This is a genomic window from Bacillus sp. 22475 (assembly GCF_052044835.1).
Lineage (GTDB): Bacteria > Bacillota > Bacilli > Bacillales > Bacillaceae_G > Bacillus_A > Bacillus_A cereus.
Window position 1 is genome coordinate 1 of the sequence record NZ_JBQENW010000112.1, and the last position, 340, is coordinate 340.

The window sequence follows — 340 nt, forward strand, 5'->3', positions numbered from 1 at the left end:
CAAAGTGAAAAGTGAGGTGAAATGATATGACAAAGCAGAATAAAGCATATAAATTCCGTTTGTATCCAACAGAAGACCAAGCACATCTTATGCGTAAAACCTTCGGTTGTGTACGTTTCGTGTATAACAGAATGTTAGCTGAACGGAAAGAAGCGTATGAAAAACATAAAGATGATAAGGAGCAACGAAAGAAACAAAAGCTTCCCACTCCTGCAAAATACAAAGCAGAATTTGAGTGGTTAAAAGAAGTTGATTCATTAGCTTTGGCAAATGCTCAACTAAACTTGCAAACTGCCTATAAAAATTTCTTTCGTGGTCAAAATGACTTCCCAACATTCAA

At 35.9% G+C, this 340-nt stretch carries 1 protein-coding gene; it reads left to right on the forward strand.

Going from position 1 to position 340, the window contains the following annotated elements:
- Window positions 1-26: 26 nt before the first annotated feature.
- On the forward strand, window positions 27-340 hold a 314-nt coding region (locus ACTJJY_RS32170; protein ID WP_440607462.1), incomplete at its 3' end, for a helix-turn-helix domain-containing protein.